16 protein-coding genes are annotated in these 18036 nt (G+C 72.6%); 10 read left to right on the forward strand and 6 right to left on the reverse strand.

Annotation, left to right across the window (positions count from 1 at the left end):
• Positions 1 to 127: 127 nt before the first annotated feature.
• Positions 128 to 1042 carry an A/G-specific adenine glycosylase gene (locus tag OGH68_RS20620; RefSeq protein ID WP_264246081.1) on the reverse strand — a complete coding sequence of 305 codons (915 nt, stop codon included), beginning with the start codon at positions 1040 to 1042 and terminating at the stop codon, positions 128 to 130.
• Between the two features lie 185 nt (positions 1043 to 1227).
• Positions 1228 to 1884 carry a phosphatase PAP2 family protein gene (locus OGH68_RS20625; protein ID WP_264246083.1) on the reverse strand — a complete coding sequence of 219 codons (657 nt, stop codon included), beginning with the start codon at positions 1882 to 1884 and terminating at the stop codon, positions 1228 to 1230.
• A gap of 175 nt (positions 1885 to 2059) precedes the next feature.
• On the opposite strand from OGH68_RS20625, the gene OGH68_RS20630 reads away from it, so the two are divergent.
• Entirely contained in the window at positions 2060 to 2905 is an 846-nt protein-coding gene (locus OGH68_RS20630; RefSeq protein ID WP_264246086.1) for a hypothetical protein, read from the forward strand.
• A gap of 54 nt (positions 2906 to 2959) precedes the next feature.
• Here the strand turns inward: OGH68_RS20630 and disA are convergent, their stop codons facing one another.
• A complete protein-coding gene (gene disA, locus OGH68_RS20635) occupies positions 2960 to 4084 on the reverse strand; it encodes a DNA integrity scanning diadenylate cyclase DisA (RefSeq protein ID WP_264246088.1) in 1125 nt (374 codons plus the stop codon).
• A 44-nt stretch (positions 4085 to 4128) separates the two neighbouring features.
• Positions 4129 to 5571 carry a DNA repair protein RadA gene (radA, locus tag OGH68_RS20640; protein WP_264246091.1) on the reverse strand — a complete coding sequence of 481 codons (1443 nt, stop codon included), beginning with the start codon at positions 5569 to 5571 and terminating at the stop codon, positions 4129 to 4131.
• Between the two features lie 184 nt (positions 5572 to 5755).
• On the opposite strand from radA, the gene OGH68_RS20645 reads away from it, so the two are divergent.
• Complete coding sequence (locus tag OGH68_RS20645; protein ID WP_264246093.1) at positions 5756 to 7429, forward strand: BACON domain-containing protein; 1674 nt, start codon at positions 5756 to 5758, stop codon at positions 7427 to 7429.
• A gap of 336 nt (positions 7430 to 7765) precedes the next feature.
• Here OGH68_RS20645 and OGH68_RS20650 read toward each other — a convergent pair whose 3' ends face one another.
• Complete coding sequence (locus OGH68_RS20650) at positions 7766 to 8575, reverse strand: hypothetical protein (RefSeq protein WP_264246094.1); 810 nt, start codon at positions 8573 to 8575, stop codon at positions 7766 to 7768.
• A 40-nt stretch (positions 8576 to 8615) separates the two neighbouring features.
• Between OGH68_RS20650 and OGH68_RS20655 the strand changes: the two genes are divergently transcribed.
• From OGH68_RS20655 to ilvD, 4 genes are all read left to right on the forward strand, one after another.
• Entirely contained in the window at positions 8616 to 9548 is a 933-nt protein-coding gene (locus tag OGH68_RS20655; RefSeq protein WP_264246096.1) for a Ppx/GppA phosphatase family protein, read from the forward strand.
• A gap of 22 nt (positions 9549 to 9570) precedes the next feature.
• Positions 9571 to 10389 (forward strand): sugar phosphate isomerase/epimerase family protein, encoded by an 819-nt coding sequence (locus tag OGH68_RS20660; protein ID WP_264246099.1) that lies wholly within the window; start codon positions 9571 to 9573, stop codon positions 10387 to 10389.
• Positions 10386 to 11039 carry a TetR family transcriptional regulator gene (locus OGH68_RS20665; RefSeq protein ID WP_264246100.1) on the forward strand — a complete coding sequence of 218 codons (654 nt, stop codon included), beginning with the start codon at positions 10386 to 10388 and terminating at the stop codon, positions 11037 to 11039. The genes OGH68_RS20660 and OGH68_RS20665 overlap by 4 nt, the downstream gene beginning before the upstream one ends.
• A 103-nt stretch (positions 11040 to 11142) precedes the next feature.
• Positions 11143 to 12996 carry a dihydroxy-acid dehydratase gene (gene ilvD, locus OGH68_RS20670; RefSeq protein WP_264246103.1) on the forward strand — a complete coding sequence of 618 codons (1854 nt, stop codon included), beginning with the start codon at positions 11143 to 11145 and terminating at the stop codon, positions 12994 to 12996.
• Positions 12997 to 13026: 30 nt separating this feature from the next.
• Here the strand turns inward: ilvD and OGH68_RS20675 are convergent, their stop codons facing one another.
• Positions 13027 to 15276: a protein kinase domain-containing protein gene (locus tag OGH68_RS20675; protein ID WP_264250194.1), complete on the reverse strand. Its 2250-nt coding sequence runs from the start codon at positions 15274 to 15276 to the stop codon at positions 13027 to 13029.
• Positions 15277 to 15407: 131 nt separating this feature from the next.
• Between OGH68_RS20675 and OGH68_RS20680 the strand changes: the two genes are divergently transcribed.
• The 4 genes from OGH68_RS20680 (at position 15408) to OGH68_RS20695 (ending at position 18005) form a co-directional block, all read left to right on the forward strand.
• Positions 15408 to 15782 carry a peptidase gene (locus OGH68_RS20680; protein ID WP_264246105.1) on the forward strand — a complete coding sequence of 125 codons (375 nt, stop codon included), beginning with the start codon at positions 15408 to 15410 and terminating at the stop codon, positions 15780 to 15782.
• Positions 15783 to 15815: 33 nt separating this feature from the next.
• Entirely contained in the window at positions 15816 to 16334 is a 519-nt protein-coding gene (locus OGH68_RS20685) for a hypothetical protein (protein ID WP_264246107.1), read from the forward strand.
• 169 nt (positions 16335 to 16503) lie between these two features.
• Positions 16504 to 17271, forward strand: coding sequence for an ABC transporter ATP-binding protein (locus tag OGH68_RS20690; protein WP_264246109.1), 768 nt, complete (start codon positions 16504 to 16506; stop codon positions 17269 to 17271).
• Entirely contained in the window at positions 17268 to 18005 is a 738-nt protein-coding gene (locus OGH68_RS20695; protein WP_264246111.1) for an ABC transporter permease, read from the forward strand. The genes OGH68_RS20690 and OGH68_RS20695 overlap by 4 nt, the downstream gene beginning before the upstream one ends.
• Positions 18006 to 18036: the final 31 nt, after the last annotated feature.

The raw sequence follows: 18036 nt of genomic DNA on the forward strand, positions 1-18036 counted from the left end.
CGGTTGTGTAACAGCGGATGTTTCAAGTGGGGCGGGAGTGGGGTAGAGCTTTTGGCTCCTTCGCGACTGCGGCCCGCGTCCTCGCCCTGCGCCCTTCCCGCAGGCACTGCGGTCGGGTCGGGTCGGGTCAGGTCAGCGGCAGGCGGTAGTAGCCGTTCTCCAGCGGCTCGACCAGTCCGTCGGAGACCAGCCCGTCCAACGCCCGGCCGCGCTGCACCGGCTCGTGCCAGACGGCGTCCAGCGCCGCCTGCGGCACCGGGTTCGCCGCCTCGCGCAGCACCGCCAGCAGCTTGCCCCGGACCTGGCGGTCCGTGCCGGCGTACGTCTGCCCCCGGCGGGCGGGCCCTTCGTGTGCCGGCTTGCCCGCCAGCCGCCAGGCGCACCGGTCCGCGATCGGGCAGCGGGCACAGTCCTCGTTCCTGGCCGTGCACACCAGCGCGCCCAGCTCCATCGAGGCCGCGGCCCAGCGCGCCGCCGTCCGCTCCTCCTCCGGGAGCAGCAGACGCGCGAGCTTCCGCTCGGCCGCGGTCGTCGCGTTCGGCGGGTACTGGATGCCGGTCGCGGCACGGGCGAACACCCGGCGCACGTTGGTGTCCAGGACGGCGTGCCGCTGCCCGTACGCGAACGAGGCCACGGCCGCCGCGGTGTACTCGCCGATGCCCGGCAGCGCGAGCAGCTGCGAGTGCTCGGTCGGGACCTCGCCGCCGTGCCGCTCCGTTATCGCCTGCGCGGCGCCGTGGAGGCGCAGGGCGCGACGCGGATAGCCGAGCCGGCCCCAGGCGCGGACGGCCTCGCCGGGCGCCTCCCGCGCGAGATCGGCGGGGCGCGGCCAGCGGGCCAGCCACTGCTCGTACACGGGCAGCACCCGGTTCACCGGGGTCTGCTGGAGCATGAACTCGCTCACCATCACGCCCCACGCGCCCGCCTCGGGGCGACGCCAGGGCAGGTCGCGGGCGTGCTCGTCGAACCAGGCGATGACGGGGGCATGGAGCGAGACGGGATCGAGGACGTCGGACGTCTGGGTTACGTGAGTGACAGTCATGGCACCCCGATCCTGGCACGTCCACCGTTGCCTGTGCGGCATCCGCCTGCCGACCACGGCCGGGGGCGTGTCTTCGGGGCGGGTGCCGGGGAGCGGTGGCGTGGGCGTCCGCGGCGGGGCCGGCCCCTTCCGGAACCGGAGCCGGTGCTCCGCCGCGGGTCCCGCGCGGACCGGGCCCCCGGTTGTCAGGCGCGCGGCTCGTACGCGCGGCGCTCCGACGTCACCCCCGGCGCCGTCACTCCCGGTCCGGCGAACCAGGCCACCAGCGGCGTACGGCTCGTCCGCATGGTGTCCAGCAGCGAGCCCGCCGGCCGGACCAGCACCAGCATGACCGCCGTCGCGACGACCGCGCCGATCACCAGACCCGTCAGCACGTCATGCGGATAGTGGACGCCCACGAACACCCGGGAGAAGGCCATCAGGAGCGCCATCGGCACGGTGAGCAGCGCGATCCGCGGCCAGGCGAGCGCCAGCGCGATCGCCGCCGCGCCCGCGATCGCCGCGTGGTTGCTCGGGAAGGACCAGTCGCCCGTCGGCGGGCACGGCACCAGCGACGCCGCCGCGTCCGCGACCGTGCGGCACGGGCGTTCCTCGTCCACCACGGACTTGAGCGATTCGCTGACGACGTAGCCGACGGCCGTCGCCAGCGGAGCGAGCACCGCGAGGGCGACGGCCCGCGTGTCGCCGGTACGCGACCGCCACCAGGCCACGACGAACAGCGCCCCGAAGAGCAGGAGCCCGGCCTCCGTCCACAGTTCGGCGAGATGCTGCACCCAGGAAGGAGTGGTGTGGGCGAAGTCGATGATGTCCCGGTAGAGATCGCGGGTGATGCTGCTGTCCATGGACACGGACCGTACCTTCTCGGCGGGGACGGTCACCCGCCGAGATCGTCAGGGGCCGCCCCTGACGAAAGTAACGGCCTTGCGGGCCACGGCCCGTGATGATGATCAGCAGAGTTTGGAAGTACGGCGGCGGGTGGGGCGGGAGTTGGCCCGGATCTCTCGTAGAGTTTGGGCCGTGGGATCTCTGCGCAATCCGATCGGGCCGCTCCCCTCCTCCATCTACTGGCGACGGAGGGCAGTCGCGGCGTCACTGGTCGCGCTCTTCGCGGTGCTGATCGCGTGGGCCGTCAGTTCGGCGGGAGGCAGCGGCGGGACGGACGACAAGGGCGCCGGCGGCACGACTCCGGCTTCCACGATCACACCCGGCCCCGACCAGTCCGGTCCCGCGATCAGCGAGCAGCCCGGCGGGCGCGACGAGTCGGGCGCGGGCGGGGACGACGGCGAGAGCGGTTCCGGAGGTCCGGGCGGTTCGGGCGGCAGCTCGGGCGACGTTTCCGACGGGGCGACGGACGGCACCAACGGCGGTTCCGCGAGCGGCGGTTCAGGCAGCGGAGGCACCACGGCCGGCGGCACGTCGAGCGGTGGCACAGCAGGCCGGCCCGTCCCGGCCGGCTCGACACTCCCCGACTGCGCCCCCGGATCACTCAAGTTGACGCTGCGCAGCGCCAAGGTGGCCTACGAGCCGGGCGAGAAGCCGGTGTTCCGGCTCGTCGTCACCAACTCCTCCGCGACGACCTGCAAGGCGGACTTCGGCCCCCGGTCCGCGGTGTTCACGGTCACCGATTCCGAGGACGAGACCGTGTGGTCCACCAAGGACTGCCCGCGTCGGGCCGGAAGCCGGGTGCTCCAGGTCCCGGCACGCTCGACGATCACCCACGCCGTGGAGTGGGACCGCGAGCGGAGCGCGCCGCAGTGCGCCACGCCGAAGGGCGGTGCGGTCGGGGCGGGCACCTACCTGGTGGAGGCCACTTTCCCCGGTGCGACGGTGCTGCCGGCTTCCTTCCGCCTCGAGAAGGGCTGAGCACGGACCGGGCCTCGCGGAGCGCTCACCGGCGCGCCGGAGGACCCGGAGGACTCACACGTACCGCTCGAGGATCGAGGACTCCGCGAGCCGCGACAGACCCTCCCGCACGCTGCGTGCCCGCGCCTCGCCGACGCCGTCGACCGCCTGCAGATCGTCGACGCTGGCCGCGAGCAGCTTCTGCAGGCCGCCGAAGTGCTCGACGAGCCGCTCGATGATGGCGCCGGGCAGCCGCGGAACCTTCGCCAGCAGCCGGTAACCACGCGGGGAGACCGCGGAGTCGAGAGTCTCCGGAGAGCCGCTGTACCCCAGGGCCCGCGCGACGGTGGGCAGTTCGAGCAGCTCGGCGTGGCTGAGGGCGTCGAGCTCCGCGAGTGCCTCCTCGACGGTGCGGGCGCGTTTCGCTGTCGGCTCCGGCACGTAGTCCCGTACGACCAGCTCGCGCTCGGGCTCCACGCCCGCGATGAGCTCGTCGAGCTGAAGGGCCAGCAGACGGCCGTCCGTGCCCAACTCGACCACGTATTCGGCGATCTCGGTCGCGATCCGGCGCACCATCTCCAGGCGCTGCGCGACCGCCGTGACGTCCCGGACCGTGACGAGGTCCTCGATCTCGAGGGCGGAGAGCGTGCCCGCGACCTCGTCGAGACGGAGCTTGTACCGCTCGAGGGTGGCCAGGGCCTGGTTGGCGCGGGACAGGATCGCCGCCGACTCCTCCAGGACCCGGCGCTCCCCGTCCACGTACAGCGCGATCAGACGCATCGACTGCGACACGGACACCACCGGGAAGCCGCACTGGCGGGATACCCGGTCGGCGGTGCGGTGGCGGGTGCCCGTCTCCTCCGTGGGGATCGACGCGTCGGGGACCAGCTGCACCCCGGCCCGATGGATCTTGGAGATGTCCTTGTCGAGGATGAGCGCGCCGTCCAGCTTGCACAGCTCGCGCAGCCGGGTGGCGGTGAACTCCACGTCCAGCACGAAACCGCCGGTGCACATCGACTCGACGGTCTTGTCCATGCCGAGAACGATCAGGCCTCCGGTGTTGCCGCGGAGGATGCGCTCCAGGCCGTCGCGCAGGGCGGTGCCCGGGGCGACGGCGCTCAGGGCGGCGCGGATCAGCGCTTCGTTGCCGGAGCCTCCGCCGGACTTTCCGGGTGCTGATGCCCCGTCCTTGGCTGCCACTGCACTCCTCCGGCTCGTACGGGTGGGCGAGACCAGGGCAAAGTCTACCGGCGAGCCTCCTCCTCCCGTGGGGCCTGTGCCCGCTCTCTGCGCGAGGCGCCGCCCGAGCCCCCCTGACGGCCCCTCGGCAGCACCCTGAGCGCCTCTCCCACATCCGCGACCTCGGTGACCCTCATACCGGGCGGGATCTTCCCCGGATCGCAGGGGACCAGGGCCTGTGTGAAGCCCAGCCGGTGCGCCTCCGCCAGTCTGCGCTGGACGCCCGTGACCCTTCTGACCTCGCCCGCGAGGCCGACCTCGCCGATCGCGACCAGGTTCTTCGGCAGCGGGGTGTCGCTCGCGGCCGACGCGAGGGCGAGCGCGATCGCCAGGTCCGCGGCCGGCTCCGAGAGCTTCACCCCGCCGACGGTGGCGCTGTAGATGTCCCGCTTGCCGAGCGCGCTGATCCGGCCCCGCTGTTCGAGGACGGCCAGCATCATCGACACCCGCGAGGTCTCCAGACCTGACGTGGTGCGCCGGGGGGAGGGGATCTGGGAGTCGACGGTCAGCGCCTGCACCTCGGCGACCAGCGGGCGGCGGCCCTCGAGGGTCACCGTCAGGCAGGTGCCGGGAACCGGCTCGTCGCGGCGGGTCAGGAACAGGCCGGACGGGTCGGCGAGGCCGGTGATGCCTTCGTCGTGCAGTTCGAAGCAGCCGACCTCGTCGGTCGCGCCGTACCGGTTCTTCACACCGCGGACCAGACGCAGCCGGGCATGGCGGTCTCCTTCGAAGGAGAGCACGACGTCCACCAGGTGCTCGAGCAGCCGGGGGCCCGCGATCGCGCCGTCCTTGGTGACGTGGCCCACGAGCAGCGTCGACATGCCGCGCTCCTTGGAGGCGCGGATCAGCGCGCCCGCGACCTCTCTCACCTGCGCCATGCCGCCGGGGGCGCCGTCGATCTCGGGGGACGCCACCGTCTGCACCGAGTCCAGGATCAGCAGGGACGGCTTGACCGCGTCGAGGTGGCCCAGCACGGCCGACAGGTCGGTCTCGGCCGCCAGGTAGAGGTGGTCGTGCAGCGCCTTGATCCGGTCGGCGCGCATCCTGACCTGGCTCGCGGACTCCTCGCCCGTCACATAGAGAGTGCGGTGCTCGTCGCTCGCCGCCTTCGCCGCGACGTCGAGCAGCAGCGTCGACTTGCCGACACCCGGTTCACCCGCGAGCAGCACGACGGCACCGGGGACCAGACCGCCGCCGAGCACCCGGTCCAGTTCGTCGACACCGGTGGAGCGGGCGGTCGCCTGCCGGCCGTCGACCTGGCCGATCGGCAGGGCGGCCGTGGAGACCCGGCCGGCGGCCGTGGTGCGGACGGCGGGCGCGCCGTACTCCTCGACCGTGCCCCAGGCCTGGCACTCGGGGCAGCGGCCGAGCCACTTGACGGTCGTCCAGCCGCACTCGGTGCAGCGGTAGGACGGCCGGTCCTTCGCGGTTTTGGTACGGGCAGCCATGCGCAAACCGTAACCGGCACCACCGACAGTGCGTTCGTTCCGCCGGAAGGGGGACCACGTTCGGCAGGGCATTCGGGCCGGAATGCGGTGTCCCTGTCCCCCTTCGAGGGGCTTGTTCACCCGTAGGGATTAAAAGTGTTCAAGTGGTGCGAACAGGCTGTGCTCGTGCCCCTACGGTCACGGAGTGACGAGCAGCAGGCTGGAGCCCCCTACCCACACCACCGGTGCACACCGGGCGCACCGACGCGCCCCCCGTACGAACCCCGGTCGCCCGCCCACTCGTTACGAGCCGTACCTGGACGGCCTGTTCACCTACTGCCTGTCCGTGCTCTGCGACCACGACGCGGCCACGGCGGTCCTTGGTGACGTGCTCGCCATCGCCGAACGCCAGCACGGGCGCTGCCCGGCCGGCACGGCCGAGCGGAAGGCCTGGATGTACGCGCTCGCGCGGTGGGCATGTCTGCGCCGGCTGACCGAACAGCGGCGCAGGCGCCAGGGCGCGCACACCGGGCGGCCCGCCGCCCCGGCGGAGCCCGCGCCCCGCGCGGCGCCGGAGACCGCGCAGCGCCGACGCGCCGAACTGGCCCGGCTGGCCTGGCCGGAGGCCGCCGGCACCACACCCGAGCAGCGCGAGGCCCTCGAACTCGCCGTGCGGCACGGGCTCACCGCGGGCCAGGTCGCCGCCGTCCTCGGAGCCGAGCCGGCGGCCACGCGGGAACTCCTCGCGGCGGCGGCCTGCGAGGTCGAACGGACCCGCGCCGCGCTCGCCGTCGTCGAGACGGGCAACTGCCCGGCCGTCGGCCGGCTCACGGGCGACAACCGCGTCCTGCTCTCGTCGGCGCTGCGCCAGGAACTCGTGCGGCACGTCGACGACTGCCCGCGCTGCCGGCGCGCGGCGGAACGCGCCGGCGCGGGAGGGCCGTGGCCCGGCTCCGCCGTCACCCCGGCCACGCTGCCGCTGGTCGAGGCACCGCGGTCGGCGGCGTACCTGGCGATGCTGCAGGTGCCGCGGGCGCGGGCGGGCGGGCCGCGCTTCGGGCCCGGCGGCTTCCCCCTGGACCCCAAGGACCACGCGGCCCGGCGCGACCGGCTGCGCGCCCGGGCCGTCACGACCACGGTCGTGGCCACGGTCGTGGCGGCGCCGGTGCTCGCCCTGTGGGCCGCGTACCGGGGCGCGCCGCTGACCGGGGAGGCGCGCGGGCCCTCGGCCAGCGCGGACGAGCGCGCGGACGGCGGGTCGGCGGCCGACCCCTACGACCACTACGAGAACGCGGGCAACGCGAGCGCGACACCGGACCCCCGGTTCAGTGCGAACCGGCGTTCGCCGGACGTCTCGGTCGAGGTCGTCAGCACGGACGGGCTCGTGTCGCCGTCCACTCCCGGGCAGAACGGCCCCGGCCGGATCACGGTCGAGGCCGAACCGGCCGGCGACAGCACGCGCATCACGCTCAGGGCATCGGGCGGAGCGCCGGTGAGCTGGGCGGCGTGGACGGACGCGAGCTGGCTCCATCTGAGCCAGTCGTCCGGCACGCTGGACCCCGGCGAAACGATCACCCTGTACGTGATCGTCGACCACTCGCGCGAGCCGGCCGGGCCGTGGGTGGCGCGGGTGGGCGTCGATCCGTCGCGCGCGGTGGTGTCGATCCGGGGTCACGGGAACGCGGCGACTACGCCGCCGTCGTCCTCGCCGGCCCCGGATCCGGATCCGACGCCGCCGTCGAGTCCGCCGCCGTCGTCCTCCGACCCGGATCCGGATCCGACGCCGCCGTCGAGCCCGCCGCCCTCCTCCTCCGACCCGTCCCCGTCCCCGTCGGACCCGACCCCACCCTCGGACCCGGCGACGCCGCCGTCGGACTGACGCGGGGCCGTTTCCTCCCACCCCGCCCCTTCCCGTAACCGGGGGCTCCGCCTCCGGACCCCCGCGCCTCAATCGCCAGCGGGCCTGGAACTGCCGGTCTCGTCGGGGTTGCGCCCGGAACCCTGCGCCTCAAGCCGGCGGGGCTGCTGTGTGGGGGTACGCCCCCTACGCCTGGAGGCGTGGGAGGTGCCCCCACCCACGGCCGCCGGGCCGTAGGGGGAGATTGAGGCCACCGCGCGGAGCGCGGTTCGGGAAGGGGCGGGGAGGGGAACAGCCCGCCGCAGGCGCCCCCGCCCGCACAGCGCCCCCTCACCCCCGGCGCAACCCGCGCCGCGCTCAGGCGCCCAAGTCCGCCGGGTGGGGCGCGACCAGGGGCAGCGTGGACGAGAGCCGCGCCTCGCACAGGCCGGCGAGGACGTCGTACGCCGCCTTGCCCATCATTTCCGTCAGCTCCGGGCGGTACGTGACGTACACCGGGTCACCGGCGCCGTGCGCCGAGGTCGCCGAGGTGCACCACCAGTGCAGGTCGTGGCCGCCGGGGCCCCACCCGCGGCGGTCGTACTCGCCGATGGAGATCTGGAGCACACGGGTGTCGTCGGGCCGGTCGATCCAGTCGTACGTGCGCCGCACCGGCAGCTGCCAGCACACGTCCGGCTTGGTCTCCAGCGGCTCGCGGCCCTCCCGCAGCGCCAGGATGTGCAGCGCGCAGCCCGCGCCGCCCGCGAATCCCGGACGGTTCTGGAAGATGCACGAGCCCTCCCAGCGCCGGGTCTGACGCTCGCCGTCGTCCTCGTCCTCCTGCACCCAGCCCGTGCCGGTGCCGACGTCGTGGAACTGCCACAGCTCCGGTGTGAGACGGGCCACGTGCTCGGCGACGCGCTGCTCGTCCTCCTCGTCGGAGAAGTGCGCCCCCAGCGTGCAGCAGCCGTCGTCCGCGCGCCCCGCCTGAATGCCCTGGCAGCCGCTGCCGAAGATGCACGTCCAGCGCGAGGTCAGCCAGGTCAGGTCGCAGCGGAAGACCTGCTCGTCGTCCTCCGGATCGGGGAACTCCACCCAGGCGCGGGCGAAGTCCAGGCCCTTCTCGTCTGCTTCGATCTTCGTCAACGGGTTGGCTTTGCCCGGCTTCGCCTTTTTCGTCTTTGGCACAGGTCCAGCGTATGCGCGCGGCCGCAGTAGCGTTCCGTTCATGAGACTCGGAGTCCTCGACGTCGGTTCGAACACGGTTCACCTGCTGGCGGTGGATGCCCACCCCGGCGCGCGGCCCCTGCCTGCCCACTCCCACAAGGCGGAACTGCGCCTCGCGGAACTGATCGACGAGCAGGGGGCGATAGGCGCCGCCGGTGTGGACCGTCTCGTCGACACCATCGCCGACGCACTCCAGGCCGCCGAGGACAAGGGCTGCGAGGAGGTCCTCTCCTTCGCGACCTCCGCCGTGCGCGAGGCCACCAACGCCGACGCCGTGCTGGCCCGCGTCAAGGACGAGACCGGTGTGGTGCTCACGGTGCTCAGCGGCGAGGAGGAGGCCCGCCTCACGTTCCTCGCCGCCCGTCGCTGGTTCGGCTGGTCGGCCGGGAAGCTCCTCGTCCTCGACATCGGCGGCGGCTCCCTGGAGATCGCGTACGGCATGGACGAGGAGCCCGACAAGGCCGTGTCGCTGCCGCTCGGCGCCGGGCGGCTCACCGCCTCGATGCTGCCGGGCGACCCGCCGGACATACGCGACGTGAAGGCGCTGCGCCGCCATGTGCGGGCGGAGATCGCCCGTACGGTCGGGGAGTTCAGCCGCTTCGGAAAGCCCGATCACATCGTGGCGACGTCGAAGACCTTCAAGCAGCTCGCCCGTATCGCGGGCGCGGCGCGCTCGGCGGAGGGGCTGTACGTGCAGCGTGATCTGAGTCGCAGTTCGCTGGAGGAGTGGGTGCCGAAGCTGGCCGGCATGACCGCCGAGCAGCGTGCCGGGCTGCCCGGCGTGTCCGAGGGCCGGGCCCGCCAGATACTCGCAGGAGCCCTGGTCGCGGAGGGTGCGATGGACCTCTTCGGCGTGGAGGAACTGGAGATCTGTCCGTGGGCGCTGCGCGAGGGGCTCATCCTGCGCCGTCTCGATCACCTCCCTACCGGCTAGTTCTGCCCCGTACCCTGTCTCCGTGGCAGAACCAGTCGTGCGTATCCCGGATGCGAAGGTTGTCCTGTCGACGGCTTCCGTCTATCCGGAGTCGACGGCGACAGCCTTCGAGGTCGCCGCCCGCCTCGGCTACGACGGTGTCGAGGTCATGGTGTGGACCGACCCGGTCAGTCAGGACATCGAGGCGCTGCGCCGGCTCTCCGACTATCACCGGATGCCCGTCCACGCGATCCACGCGCCGTGCCTGCTGATCACCCAGCGGGTGTGGTCCACCGATCCGTGGGTCAAGCTCCAGCGGGCACAGGCCGCGGCGGAGAAGCTCGGGGCGTCGACGGTGGTCGTGCACCCGCCGTTCCGCTGGCAGCGCCAGTACGCCCGCGACTTCGTCCGCGGGATCTGGCGGATGGCGGACGAGACGGACGTGCGCTTCGCCGTGGAGAACATGTACCCGTGGCGCTACCGGGACCGCGAGATACTGGCGTACGCCCCGGACTGGGACGTCACCAAGGACGACTACCGCCACTTCACGATCGACCTCTCGCACACCGCGACGTCCCGCACCGACACCATGGCGATGGTCGACCGCATGGGCGACCGGCTGGGGCACGTGCACCTCGCCGACGGCAAGGGGTCCGCGAAGGACGAGCACCTGGTGCCGGGCCGCGGTGACCAGCCGTGCGCCGAGCTGCTGGAGCGGCTGGCGCGTACCGGCTTCGACGGCCATGTCGTCATCGAGGTCAACACGCGGCGTGCCATGTCCGCCGCCGAACGCGAGGCCGACCTCGCGGAGGCGCTGGCCTTCACCCGGCTGCATCTGGCGTCGGCCAGCCGCATCTCATGACGCAGGAGCGCAGAGGGCGCGGCCGTCCGGCCCGCAGGGCGGCGGACGAGGGGCCGGGGGCGCGGGAGCGCATCCTGCAGGCGGCCCGGGACGAGTTCGCGGAGCGCGGCTACGACAAGACGACGATGCGCGGCATCGCCAGGGCGGCCGGGGTGGACGCGGCGCTGGTCCACCACTACTTCGGCACCAAGGACGACGTCTTCGCGGCGGCCATCGAGGTCTCCTTCGAGCCCGCGATGGTCGTTCCGCAGATCCTGGGGCAGGGCCCGGCCGGCATCGGCGAGCGCCTGGCCCGCTTCTTCATCGGCGTCTGGGAGAACCCGGCCACCCGCGCCCCGCTGCTGGCGATCATCCGCTCGGCACTGACGCACGAGGCGGCGGCCAAGGTGCTGCGGGGGTTCGTACTGCGGCGCCTGCTGGAGCGGGTGGCCGGGGAGCTGGACGTACCCGATCCGCGGTTCCGGGCGGAGCTCGCCGCCTCGCACATGGTGGGCATCGCGATCCTGCGGTACGTGATCCGCGTGGAGCCGCTGGCGACCGCCGATCCGGAGGAGATCATCCGGATCGTGGCACCCACGCTGCAGCGCTACCTCACGGAGTCCGACCCGGACAGTCCCGCCACGTCAGGCGGGGCGGGGACCGGAAGCTGAGCCGGGCGTCCCGTATTACGGACAAGCTGTCCAGATCTTGGAGTGGCGGCGTACGCTCGAGACAGACTCATCTGTCCTCAGGACACCTAAGGAGCGAGCGACGATGCCCGAGCTGAGGTCCCGCACTGTCACCCACGGCCGCAATATGGCGGGCGCCCGCGCCCTTATGCGGGCCTCCGGTGTACCGGGCGCGGACATCGGGCGGAAGCCGATCATCGCCGTCGCCAACTCATTCACCGAGTTCGTGCCGGGCCACACCCACCTGGCACCGGTCGGCCGGATCGTCTCCGAGGCGATCACGGAGGCGGGCGGCATCGCGCGCGAGTTCAACACGATCGCTGTCGACGACGGCATCGCGATGGGCCACGGCGGCATGCTCTACTCGCTGCCGTCGCGCGACCTGATCGCCGACTCCGTCGAGTACATGGTCGAGGCGCACTGCGCGGACGCGCTGATCTGCATCTCCAACTGCGACAAGATCACCCCGGGCATGCTGATGGCCGCCCTGCGCCTCGACATCCCGACCGTCTTCGTCTCCGGCGGCCCGATGGAGTCCGGCCGGGCGACACTCGTCGACGGCACGGTCCGCACGCTCGACCTCGTCGACGCGATCTCGGACGCGGTCAACGACAAGATCTCGGACGAGGACATCCTCCGTATCGAGGAGAACGCCTGCCCGACCTGCGGTTCCTGTTCGGGCATGTTCACCGCCAACTCGATGAACTGCCTGACCGAGGCCATCGGTCTCTCGCTGCCGGGCAACGGCTCCGTCCTCGCCACCCACACCGCCCGCAAGGCGCTGTACGAGAACGCCGCCGCGACGGTCGTCGACATCACCAGGCGGTACTACGAGCAGGGTGACGAGAGCGTCCTGCCGCGCAACGTCGCCACCTTCGCGGCCTTCGAGAACGCCATGGCCCTCGACATCGCCATGGGCGGCTCGACGAACACGATCCTGCACCTGCTGGCCGCCGCCCAGGAGGCGGGCGTCGAGTTCGGCCTCGACGCGATCGACGCCGTCTCGCGCCGGGTGCCCTGCCTGGCGAAGGTCGCCCCGAACGTCGCCAAGGACCGCACGTACTACATGGAGGACGTCCACCGCGCCGGCGGCATCCCCGCCCTGCTGGGCGAGCTCCACCGCGCCGGGCTGCTGAACGAGGACGTGCACTCCGTGCACAGCCCCACCCTCGCGGACTGGCTCAAGAACTGGGACGTGCGCGGCGGCTCGCCGTCCGCCGAGGCCGTCGAACTGTGGCACGCGGCGCCCGGCTGCGTCCGCTCCGCCACCGCCTTCTCCCAGTCCAAGCGCTGGGAGGCCCTGGACGTGGACGCCGAGAACGGCTGCATCCGCTCCGCGGAGCACGCGTACTCCAAGGACGGCGGCCTCGCGGTCCTGCGCGGCAACCTCGCCGTCGACGGTTGCGTCGTGAAGACCGCCGGTGTCGACGAGTCCATCTGGACCTTCGAGGGCCCGGCCGTCGTCTGCGAGTCCCAGGAGGAGGCCGTCGACAAGATCCTCCGCAAGGAGATCACCCACGGCGACGTCGTCGTCATCCGCTACGAGGGCCCCAAGGGCGGCCCCGGCATGCAGGAGATGCTCTACCCGACGTCCTTCCTCAAGGGCCGCGGCCTCGGCAAAACCTGTGCCCTGGTCACCGACGGACGCTTCTCCGGCGGCACGTCCGGTCTGTCGATCGGCCACGCCTCCCCGGAGGCGGCCTCGGGCGGCACGATCGCGCTCGTCGAGGACGGCGACCGCGTCCGTATCGACATCCCGGGCCGCACCATCGAGCTCCTCGTCGACGACGCCACGCTGGCCTCCCGCCGCGAGGCCCTCGGCGGCGTGTACGCCCCGAAGTCGCGCGAGCGGAAGGTGTCCGCCGCGCTGCGCGCCTACGCGGCGATGGCGACGAGCGCCGACAAGGGCGCGGTCAGGGACGTGTCCAAGCTGGGCTGATTCGACCGCCTGCTCGTGGACCCGGTGCGCTCACCAGCGCGCCGGGTCCTTCGCGTCCACGGCGAAGACGGAGCCGTCGGGGGCGGTCGCGTACACCCTGCCGCCGAGGACGACCGGCGCGGGCAGCAGGGACGCGTAGGTGGAACCGTCGTCGGCCATCCGCAGCCCCGTCTGTCCCACGACCCTGCCGAGCTTCGCGTCCACGGCGAGCAGACGCCCGTCGGCGGCGGACAGGAAGACCGCGCCCGCGCCCGCGACCGGTCGCGACAGATGGGCGACCCCGGTCTCCAGCCGCCACAGCTCGGCGTCCTGCGCGCTGCCGGCCGGCCGGGCGGTGTCGACGGCTGTGAGCGAACCGCCGGCAGCGGCGATGTAGACCACCTGCCCCGAGACCGTGGCCTGGGCCTGATCGGCCGGCACAGTCAGCGGGACCCGCCGCACCGGGCGGCCGTGGGTCGTGGTGTCGAGCGTCACGACCGCACGCGTGAAGCCGTCGGTGCCGGCCGAGAGCAGATACAGCGAGCCGTCCCAGAGCTCCACCGGCGTCAGCGAACCGGCCAGCCGTGTGCTCCAGAGCAGCTCACCGCCCCTCGGGTCGACGGCGCTGATCCGGGTCGACGTCCCGTCGGGCGACGGGGCGGCGGCGATCGCGGGTCCGTCGCCGCCCGGGTGGGAGACCCAGTGGGCACCGGGACCGCCGTGCCGCTTGCGCCACCGCTCCTCGCCCGTCGCCGCGTCGACGGCGCGGACCAGCCCGGCGTCGTTCACCAGCAGGACCGTGTCACCGACGGTGAGGACCGTCGCGTATGCGGGGACGTCCAGGTCCCAGCGCGGCTCGCCCGTCCTGGGGTCGAGCGCTTCGTAGTGGCCGGCGCCGGGTGTCACCACATGCAGCAGCCCGCCGGCCAGCTGGGGCGCCAGGCCCTCGTCGCTCTGCCCGGAGGCGCCCGCGGGCGCCGCGTCGCCTGCGTCGGCGGACCAGACAGGACTGCCGTCGGCCGGGTTCAGCCGGGCGGCCTTCATACCGGGGGCGGTGCAGTAGAGGGCCTCCTCGCCGCCGGCCGAGCACACCGGGGTGGCGTCCGCGGCCCCGTCCTCCAGGGCTACGCTCCACGGGCGGAAGCCCGGTTCCGTACGGGGTGCCACGGGGGCGCCGTCGTCCGCGGCCGCGCTGATGGCGACGGCACCGGCCGACGCCAGGACGGTGAACGCGGCGGCGGCGAGTGCCCAGCGGGAGCGGCGGCCGCGCCGGCGGGGCGGCGCATCGGCGGTCGCCGGGTCCACGTCGGATGCCGCAGCGGCTGCGTGCCCGGACTTCGGAGCTTGCAGGGGCTTCGGAGCGTGCCCGGGTTCCGGCTCTTGCCCGGGATCCGGCTCGGGCGCGGGTTTCCCGGTGGTGCCCGGAAACCCGCGCTGTGCCGGTATGTAGGCCTGGGTGTCGTACGCGGAGGAGGGCGAGGTCGCGCGCAGCGCGACCATCAGCTCGTACGGTGTCGGCCGGGCCTGCGGGTCCTTCGCGAGGCAGCGCGCCAGCAGCGGGACGAGGTCCTCCGGCACGCCCGAGAGGTCCGGCTCGTTGTGGACCACCTGGTACGCCACTATGTACGGGCTGTCCGAGTCGAACGGGCCGCGCCCGGTCGCCGCGTGCACCAGCACCGCTCCGAGCGCGAAGACGTCCGCCTCCGGCCCCACCTCGCGGGGCCGCTGGAACTGCTCGGGCGCCATGAACGGCGGCGTGCCGATCAGCTTTCCGGTCTCCGTGCGCAGATCGCTGTCGACGGGACGCGAGATGCCGAAGTCGATGACTTTCGGCCCGTCTTTCGCCAGAAGTACATTGCTCGGTTTGAGATCCCTGTGCACGACTCCGGCGCGGTGGATGTCGCGCAGCGCCTCTGCGAGGCCCGCACCCGCCCTGCGGAGTCCGTCCGGATCAAGCGGGCCGTTCCGCTTCACCCGTTCCGCGAGGGTGGGGCCTTCGATGAAGAGGGTGGCCATCCAGGGCCGGTCGGCGCCCGGGTCCGCGTCGACGACCGGCGCGGTGAACGCGCCGCTGACCCGGCGAGCCGCGGCCACCTCCTGCCGGAAACGCGCTCGGAACTCCGTGTCCGAGGCGTGCTCTGCGTGGATGACCTTGACGGCGAGCCGCAGCCCGGAGGCCGAGGTGGCGAGGTGGACGACCCCCATGCCTCCGTTGCCCAGGCATGCTTCGAGTCGGTACTGGCCCGCAAATTCCGGATGCTCCGCTTCCGGGAATGGCCCGGTGCTGCGCAGCGGTGGCATCTCCCACCCCCGTCTGATGGTGCGCACGCGCGACGCTCGGAGCCTAGTCGATGATGCGTGCGATCCAGCCATGGCTTGCTAGCCTGCGCGCGGCGCCACGCCACTCATCCACGTCAACGGGGGGAAGTCCGATGGCTCTTGAAGAGGCCCAGAACGCACCGGTCCGGAACGCAGACGCTCCGGGCGCAGAGATCCGGAACGCGGCGGCCGACGCCGACGCGACCGAGGCAGGCACCGAATCGATCGGGACCATGGCGGCCAAGCGCTACCCGGTCGCGCCCGGGGTCCGCCTCAACGTACGGTCCGGCCCCGGTACCAACTACCGGCTGGTCAAGATCCTCCCGTACGGCGCGACCGTGCCGATCAACTGCCAGAAGGCCGGGGAGACCATCACCGGCCCGTACGGCACCACCAACCTCTGGGACAACATCGCCAACGGCCAGTTCGTCTCGGACGCGTACGTGTACACGGGCAGCGACGGCTATGTAGCCCCGCGCTGCTCCTGACCCGGCGCAGAGGCAACGGGGATAATCGACCCCGTGAGCGAGCACACCGAGAACACCACGACGAGCGGCGGCGGCCCGGAGCCCGAGCCCATCCGTTTCTTCGGCACGACCTGGGTCGGCCACGACGGGGGATACGGGCTGCGCCGGGCCGGCGTCGCCGTCGGTTCGCTGGTGACCGCCTTCGCGGGGGCCCTGGTCCTGCGTTTCGCCTACCAGGGCCTTGCGATCGCCGAGGTCGGCAGCTTTGTGAACGCCCTTGTCGTCGTCATGTTCGCCGTGTGCAGCGCCATCGCGTTCCGCAAGACGTGGGAGGGCTTCTCGCGCCGCCCTGACGGCTCGTCGGCCGAGGACTCCCTGCGCAGCCTGAAGATGATCGGCTTCATCGGCTCGCTCATCGCGTACTCCTTGCGCTGCCTCGTCGAGGCTCCGGGGGAGCGGCTGCGCCGCACCGAGTACGAGACCGCTCTGGCGCAGTACGAGAAGCGCCGCGGCACCCGCTCCGGCAAATCCGCCGCCCGCAAGTCGAAGGGCGGCAGGCCCAAGCGCACCTGACCGCGCTGCCGGCGAACCGCCACAGGAAGCCGCCGCAGACCACGCCGGACGGCACCGGACCGCATCGAGACCCCATCAGACCGCACCGGACCGCGCCCGGTCACGCCCCGAGGGGTGTGACCGGGCGCGCTGCTTGACGGGTCCGTACGCCGGGAGCATTATTCATCACATGATGAATTCTTCCGGGATCGCCGTCCTCGCCCGCGGCCTCACCGTCGTACGGGGGGACCGCACCGTCCTGCGCGGCATCGACTTCACCGTCCTCCTGGGACGCATCACGGGCCTCCTCGGCCCGTCGGGCTGCGGGAAGTCGACCCTGATGCGCGCCGTCGTCGGCACCCAGGCCAAGGTGAGCGGCACCCTGGAGGTGCTCGGCCGGTCCGCCGGTGCCGCCGAGCTCCGCGCGCGCATCGGCTACGTCACCCAGGCGCCGTCCGTCTACGACGACCTCACCGTCCGCCAGAACCTCGAGTACTTCGCCTCGGTCCTCCTGCCGGGACACCGGAGCCGCGACGCCCGCCACGAGTACGTCACCCGAGCCATCGAGGACGTCGACCTGGCCTCGCACGCGGACTCACTCGCCGGCCGGCTCTCCGGCGGTCAGCGCAGCCGCGTCTCGCTCGCCGTCGCCCTGCTCGGCACACCCGAAGTGCTCGTCCTCGACGAACCCACCGTCGGCCTCGACCCCGTCCTCCGCCGTGACCTCTGGGACCTCTTCCACCGCCTCGCCGACGAACGCGGCGCGACGATCCTCGTCTCCTCCCACGTCATGGACGAGGCCGAACGCTGCCACCGCCTCCTCCTCATGCGCGACGGCACGATCCTCGCCGAGGACGCACCCGGCGACCTGCGTACCCGCACCCGCTCGGAAACGGTCGAACAGGCCTTCCTCCACCTGGTCGACCAGGCCAAAGCCCTCGAGGAGAACGCCCGATGAACCCCTCCCGCACTCTCGCCACCGCCGCGCGTGTCCTGCGGCAGCTCCGGCACGACCCGAGGTCCATCGCCCTGATGATCCTCGTGCCGTGCGTGATGCTGTTCCTCCTGCGGTTCGTGTTCGACGGCAGCCCAGCGACCTTCGACTCCATCGGCGCGTCGCTGCTCGGCATCTTCCCGCTGATCACGATGTTCCTGGTGACCTCCATCGCCACCCTGCGGGAACGCACCTCCGGCACCCTGGAACGGCTCCTCGCCATGCCGCTCGGCAAGGCCGAACTGATCGCCGGCTACGCGCTCGCCTTCGGACTCGTCGCCGTCGTCCAGTCGTTCCTCGCCACCGGCCTCGCCCTGTGGGGCCTGGGCCTCGACATCACCGGCTCGGCCTGGCTGCTGCTCCTGGTCGCACTCCTCGACGCACTGCTGGGCACAGCGCTCGGACTCTTCGTCTCCGCCTTCGCCGCCTCCGAGTTCCAGGCGGTCCAGTTCATGCCGGCCGTGATCTTCCCCCAGCTGCTGCTGTGCGGCCTGTTCACCCCCCGGGACAAGATGCAGCCGGTACTCGAGGCGATCTCCGACGTGCTGCCCATGTCCTACGCCGTCGACGCCATGAACGAGGTTCTCCGCAATGCCGATGTCACCGGCGAATTCGTCCGCGACGTCCTGGTCGTCGCGGCCTGCGCGCTGTTCGTCCTTACCCTGGGGGCGGCCACCCTGCGCCGCCGCACCGCCTGAGCCGGTCCACCTCGCCCGCCACGGACGCTCG

Source organism: Streptomyces peucetius (assembly GCF_025854275.1).
Classification (GTDB): domain Bacteria; phylum Actinomycetota; class Actinomycetes; order Streptomycetales; family Streptomycetaceae; genus Streptomyces; species Streptomyces peucetius_A.